The sequence below is a fragment of the Marinobacter sp. genome (assembly GCF_014859525.1).
Lineage (GTDB): Bacteria > Pseudomonadota > Gammaproteobacteria > Pseudomonadales > Oleiphilaceae > Marinobacter.
In genome coordinates this window covers 1-4,705 of the sequence record NZ_JACUUB010000127.1, presented here as the reverse complement: position 1 = coordinate 4,705, position 4,705 = coordinate 1, and the positions used below count along the sequence as shown (strand labels likewise).

6 protein-coding genes are annotated in these 4,705 nt (G+C 58.5%); 3 read left to right on the top strand and 3 right to left on the bottom strand.

Going from position 1 to position 4,705, the window contains the following annotated elements; genetic code table 11:
• Together IBX51_RS14380 and IBX51_RS14375 are read right to left on the bottom strand one after the other, a co-directional pair.
• Positions 1-458 (bottom strand): flagellar motor protein MotB (locus IBX51_RS14380; protein WP_291831990.1); only part of this gene is annotated, 458 nt, incomplete at its 3' end.
• Positions 451-1,281 carry a MotA/TolQ/ExbB proton channel family protein gene (locus IBX51_RS14375; protein WP_291831989.1) on the bottom strand — a complete coding sequence of 277 codons (831 nt, stop codon included), beginning with the start codon at positions 1,279-1,281 and terminating at the stop codon, positions 451-453. The genes IBX51_RS14380 and IBX51_RS14375, both read right to left, overlap by 8 nt.
• Positions 1,282-1,377: 96 nt before the next feature.
• Here IBX51_RS14375 and IBX51_RS14370 point away from each other — a divergent pair, with 96 nt between their 5' ends.
• From IBX51_RS14370 to IBX51_RS14360, 3 genes are all read left to right on the top strand, one after another.
• Positions 1,378-1,836, top strand: a complete 459-nt coding sequence (locus IBX51_RS14370) for an ATPase (protein WP_291831988.1) — start codon at positions 1,378-1,380, stop codon at positions 1,834-1,836.
• 160 nt (positions 1,837-1,996) lie between these two features.
• A complete protein-coding gene (locus IBX51_RS14365; protein ID WP_291831987.1) occupies positions 1,997-3,310 on the top strand; it encodes a cyclopropane-fatty-acyl-phospholipid synthase family protein in 1,314 nt (437 codons plus the stop codon).
• The gene (locus IBX51_RS14360) at positions 3,310-4,434 is read left to right on the top strand and encodes an NAD(P)/FAD-dependent oxidoreductase (RefSeq protein WP_291831986.1); all 1,125 of its coding nucleotides are present in this window, start codon (positions 3,310-3,312) and stop codon (positions 4,432-4,434) included. The genes IBX51_RS14365 and IBX51_RS14360 overlap by 1 nt, the downstream gene beginning before the upstream one ends.
• Before the next feature lie 55 nt (positions 4,435-4,489).
• On the opposite strand, the gene IBX51_RS14355 is transcribed toward IBX51_RS14360, so the two are convergent.
• Positions 4,490-4,705, bottom strand: a 216-nt coding sequence (locus IBX51_RS14355) for a porin (protein WP_291831984.1), incomplete at its 5' end; no start/stop codon positions are given.

The window sequence follows — 4,705 nt, the reverse complement described above, 5'->3', positions numbered from 1 at the left end:
GCCGCCAGCAGCGGCACCAGCTTGTCCAGCTGGCGCATCCCCTCCGCGGACAACACGGCCTCACCGCTGCCAAAAAGGATATCGTTGCTGATCCGGAAGCGAACGCCATCCGGCTGCGCAATCACGGTAATGTCGTCGGTCAAACCGGCCGCCTGCAGTGCCGATCGGGCCCTGGCGGCAAAGACTTCGGACTCAGCCGACGACAGCTCCAGCGCTGACTGCGGAACGGTTACCGGTGCCACGGCAGGTTCAGACGGAGCAAGATTTACCGACTCATCAGGCAATTCCGAAGGGCCGCCCGACAACGCCAGCATCACCACGAACATCACCAGCAACAGCGTGATCACATCCAGGTAGGTCACCAACCAGCTGTCTTCTTCGGTGCTCTGGGTCAATGGGATCTGCAGGTGGTCTACTCGCCGGGCGACACCCGAGGTAGCGCGGTCCAGCTCAGACATCCTCGGCCCCTTTCGGGCTGGCCGGCTTTCGCCGAGCCCTGGCTCCGGGCCGGAAATCCCGAATCTCGTCTTCGTAGCTGACCACAAACGACTTCAGGGTTTCCCGCATCATTGATGGGCTGCGCTTTTTACACATCATGGAAATGCCCTGCATGACCATCCGCATCAGAATGATGCGTTGTTCAGTGCGCCGCTCCAGTTTGACCGCCACCGGCTTGAAGATCAGATTGGCCAGCAGGATGCCGTAAAAGGTGGTCATTAGAGCAATGGACAGTTGCTGGCCAATCACCGTCATGTTGCCGTCGCCCAGAAGGAACATCATGTTGATCAGCCCCACCAACGTACCAATCATGCCGAAGGCCGGTGCGAAGCTGGCCATCACCCGGAACAGCTGGGCCTCGGCATGCTCGCGGGCCCGTAACCGGGCAACCCGCCATTCCAGAAAATCCATGATGTCGTCCTCGGGATTCAGCTCGATCACCAGCTGCACCCCGGAGCGCAGAAAAGGATTACGAACCTGCTCCAGCTCCCGCTCCACCTGGGGCAGCTTGCCATCAATCCACAACCGGGAGATCCGCACCAGCTCTTCAATATCCTGCTGGGTGTAGAGCTTTTCGTTGCGCACCACCGTGCCCAGCAACTTGAAAACCCGCAGCACCTCTTTCAGTGGAAACGAAATGAAAGTTGCCGCCAGGGTGCCGCCGATCACAATCGCAAGGCCGGGCGCATTGAAGAACAGCATGGGGTCCTGGGCGGACCACAGCAGCACACTGGCCAGCACCGCCAGGCCTGCGAGCATTCCAATAAGGGTAGAGGGGTTCATTTACTTCTCCATCTGACACAGATCAGCACCAGCCCCGACTAGACTGATAAGATACATCGGTAATGGCAAATCCTATTCTGACGGGAGCACAACAACATGGAAATCAAAACCTTCGCCGATCTGATTGACTGGACCCGGCAACTGCATGCCCACCTTGCCCGTTGTCTGCAGGAATCTGCAGCGCTGAATAAAGACGAACGGGCTAGCGCGCTGCTGGACTACATCAGTCGGCATGAGGACATTCTGGCAAAAGCCGTCGCAGAATATGAGAAGCAGGCCGACCCGAAAGCCATGGAAACCCGGCTCTACGATTACGGGGTGCATAAACCCATCGAAAAAGAACGCACCTGCGACACCCACTATAACAATCTGGATTTTGCCGGCATTGCCCGTGAGATTTTCGACTTTCACGATCAGGTCATGAAGCTCTATGACAACCTGATTGGCAAGGCCGAAATTCCCGAGGCCACATCCCTGCTGGAAGACCTGAAAGCATTGGAAGAGCACGAAGCCATGCGCATGGCCAGCCAGATCGGCCGGATGGAGGACCTGTAAACCACCCTACGAGCATGGGCCGTCAACCTGGCGGCCCCAACTCCTTTTGCTCACATACCTGACAAATCCTGATCGTTTTCTATACTGATTTGAACACGCGACTCTCAGTTCCGCATTCGGGAAGACGCCGGATACCACGAAACAACGGGAGAAGGGATTCATGGCACAGGGCAGCGTCCGTAAAACGGACTATCCGGACAAAGAAACCAAAACAAACGTGCTTAGCCTGCCGCTGAACGCAGGCCAGGTCGATCGGGAACCGCACAATTACGAGCGCTGGCTGCTCACCAAACTCATGCGAATGGCCGGCTCACCGCCCATCCGGTTTCGCCTGTGGAACGGTGATGTGATCGAGCCCGAACGGCCGCCAGCCAGGTTCACACTGCACCTGAGGGACCACAAGGCGCTTTACTCTCTTGTCGCCAACCCCAACCTGGCCTTTGGCGACCTTTACAGTGCCGGCCGACTGGACGTTGAAGGTGATCTGCCCGATCTGATGGAAAGCCTGTACCGCTCGGTACACGCCGCCCGCCAGAAGTGGCCGCGCTGGCTGGACGCACTGTGGCGCAATCACACCCCCCGCTCCACCGGCATCGCCGAGGCCAAAGAAAACATTCATCATCACTACGATCTGGGCAACGAGTTCTACCAGCTCTGGCTGGATCAGGCCGAGATGCAGTACACCTGCGCCTACTACGAAAGCGCCGACAACACCCTGGAACAGGCACAGCTGGCCAAGCTGGAGCATGTGTGCCGGAAACTGCGCCTGAAGCCTGGCATGACCGTGGTCGAAGCTGGTTGTGGCTGGGGTGGCCTGGCCCGTTATATGGCCCGCAATTACGGCGTGAAGGTGCATTCCTACAACATCTCCCGGGAACAACTGGCCTACGCTCAATCGGAGTCTGAACGCCAGGGGCTGAACAACCTCATCACCTACGTGGAAGACGATTATCGCAACATCACCGGCCAGTTCGATGCGTTCGTCTCCATCGGCATGCTGGAACACGTGGGCAAGGAAAACTACCAGGCTTTATCGGAGCTGATTAAGCGCAGCCTCAAGCCCGATGGCATCGCCCTGCTGCATAGCATTGGCCGCAATCGGCCCATGCTGATGAATGCCTGGATTGAGAAGCGGATTTTCCCGGGCGCCTACCCGCCAAGCATCGGTGAGTTCATGGCAATCTGTGAGCACGGTGATTTCTCCGTGCTCGATGTCGAGAACCTTCGCCTGCATTACGCCCAAACCCTGAACCACTGGACCGAGCGCTTCGAGGCCAACGCCGAACACGTTACCGCCATGTACGACGAACACTTCACCCGGGCCTGGAGACTGTATCTGGCCGGTTCCGTGGCCGCGTTCAGGGCCGGGTCGTTGCAGCTGTTCCAGGTAGTGTTCAGCCACGGTGACAACAACCAGTTACCTCAAAGCAGGCAAGATCTGTATACCTTTCCGGCCACACCGGAGGACACTTGATGGATTACTACGACGTGATCATCGTCGGTGCCGGCCCCGCTGGCTCCACGCTGGCCCGCGCTCTGGAAAACGCCGGAAAGAACGTGCTGGTGATCGACAAAGCGGACTTCCCGCGGGATAAAACCTGCGCCGGCTGGGTAACACCGGCCGTGATGGACAGCCTCGACATCAATCCGAATGAGTACGCCAATGGCCGGACCCTGCAGCCCATTCGGCGTTTCCGTATCGGCATGATGGACCAGCCCGCCGTGGAAAACGATCACCACGGCATTGTCAGCTACGGCATCCGCCGCTGCGAGTTCGACGCCTTTCTACTGGACCGGGTACATGCCCCCAAGCAGCTGGGCACGGCGGTGAGATCGATCGTCCGTAATAACGGCAACTGGGTCATCAACGAACAATGGCAGGCTCCGTTGTTGATCGGTGCCGGCGGCCACTTCTGCCCGGTCGCCAAATTGCTCGGCAACGGCCCCGGCAAACACGAGACGGTGGTGGCCGCCAAAGAAGTAGAGTTCGAGATGACGCCGGAGCAGGCCCGGGTGTGCCAGGCCCGGGGCGATACGCCGGAACTCTGGTTTTGCCGGGATCTTAAGGGCTATGCCTGGGTGTTCCGGAAAGGTAATTTCCTCAACATTGGCCTGGGCAGGGAAGATAATCACCGCTTGAGCGATCATCTGGAAGCCTTCGTGGACAGCATGAAACAGGACGGCCGCATTCCCGCTGACCTGCCGGGCCGCTTCAAAGGCCACGCCTACCTGTTGTATGCCCATGCCGACCGGCCACTGGTAGACGACGGGGTGCTTCTGATCGGCGACGCTGCTGGACTGGCCTATACCCAGAGCGGCGAAGGCATCCGGCCGGCTATTGAATCGGCCCTGATGGCTGCGGAGGTGATTCTCAATGCCGCTGACTTCTCGGCCATGTCGTTACAACGCTATGGTGAGCGGATTGCTGGACGCTTTGGAAACCGTGCCAGCGATCAGGCGCCGGGCTGGGAAATGCCGGAATGGGTAAAACAGCCGGTGGCCAGCACCCTGATGCGCTCCCACTGGTTCACCCGCAAGGTGGTGACCGAGAAGTGGTTCCTGCATCAGAATGTGCCCCCGCTTAAAGCCGCGGGCTGAAAAGCAAAAAGCCGGGCCCTGAGGCCCGGCGAAGTGACGCGACATGAAATGGGTATTACATGGAGAAGTTGTGATCGAAGCCGATACCGAAAGTGGTGTCTTTGTCTTCGCTGAGGTCTTCTTCAACCTCTGACAAGAAAGCGTAAACCTTGCTGTTCTTGCCAATGGTGTAGTCCGCACCCAGTGCCCACAACGAGCGCTCTTCGTCAGAGACATCGCCTTCAGTCATGCCGAACTGAGCTTTGAGTTTCAGGTTGCCGGTCTTGTAGGC

Bases quoted from the DNA above. Each gene is read 5' to 3' on its own strand.
- IBX51_RS14360 (WP_291831986.1), top strand. From the start codon at position 3,310: ATGGATTACTACGACGTGATCATCGTCGGTGCCGGCCCCGCTGGCTCC.
- IBX51_RS14365 (WP_291831987.1), top strand. From the start codon at position 1,997: ATGGCACAGGGCAGCGTCCGTAAAACGGACTATCCGGACAAAGAAACC.
- IBX51_RS14370 (WP_291831988.1), top strand. From the start codon at position 1,378: ATGGAAATCAAAACCTTCGCCGATCTGATTGACTGGACCCGGCAACTG.
- IBX51_RS14375 (WP_291831989.1), bottom strand. From the start codon at position 1,281: ATGAACCCCTCTACCCTTATTGGAATGCTCGCAGGCCTGGCGGTGCTG.